Here is a 935-nt window from a genome sequence, read left to right as displayed (position 1 = left end):
GGTCTGCTGACCGATCTGGTGGACGCCGTCGCCGCGGCGACCCCGGACGCACCGGCCGTCACCGACTCCGAGGGCACCTTGTCCTACAGGGAGTTGACCGGCCGCGCGAACCATCTGGCCGGGCGGCTGCGGGCAGCGGGGGTCACGGCGGACACGCCGGTCGGCCTCTGGATGGACCGGTCCGCCGAGATGGTCGTGACGCTCCTGGCGATCGTGAAGGCGGGCGGCGCGTTCCTGCCGCTGGACCCCGACCTTCCCGTCGGCCGTGTCGTCCGGCTCCTCACCGACGCGGGGGCACCGCTGATCTGTGCGGACGGGCAGCGGGCCGAGTCGCTCGCGGCCGGCGAGGGCGTCACGCTCACGGTCCTGGAGTGCGGTCCGGGCACGCTCACCGAGTCCTCACCCACAGCTCCGGACAACGGTGTCACCGGGGACAACCTGATCTCCGTGTACTACACCTCCGGCTCCACCGGCACCCCCAAGGGCGTCGCCTCCACCCACACCGGCTGGACCAACCGCATCCAATGGATGCAAGCCCACTACCCCCTCGACCCCGGCGACACCGTCCTGCACAAAACCGTCCTCAGCTTCGACGACTCCGCCGTCGAGATCCTCTGGCCCCTCATCGCCGGCGCCACGATCGTCGTACTCCCCCCCGGACTCCACCGCGACCCCCGCGCCATCGCCGACTGGACCACCCACCACCACATCACCGCCCTCCACTTCGTCCCCTCCATGCTCACCCTCTTCCTCGACGAGATCACCCCCACCCGACAACCCCACCTCACCCACCTCCGCCACGTCATCTCCAGCGGCGAAGCCCTCCGACCCGACCTCGTCGCCAAATTCCACGACCGCCTCGCCCCCACCGGAACCCGACTCCACAACCAATGGGGCGCCACCGAGGTCTCCATCGACTCCACCAGCCACACCTG

General features: G+C 70.4%; 1 protein-coding gene. It reads left to right on the top strand.

All coding sequences use genetic code 11. From position 1 onward, the window contains the following. Positions 1-935 (top strand): AMP-binding protein (locus tag LQ326_RS47290; RefSeq protein WP_234545394.1); only part of this gene is annotated, 935 nt, incomplete at both ends.

Origin of the sequence: Streptomyces shenzhenensis (assembly GCF_021462265.1) — a bacterium.
Classification (GTDB): Bacteria; Actinomycetota; Actinomycetes; order Streptomycetales; family Streptomycetaceae; genus Streptomyces; species Streptomyces shenzhenensis.
This window is presented reverse-complemented; position numbering and strand designations above follow the sequence as displayed.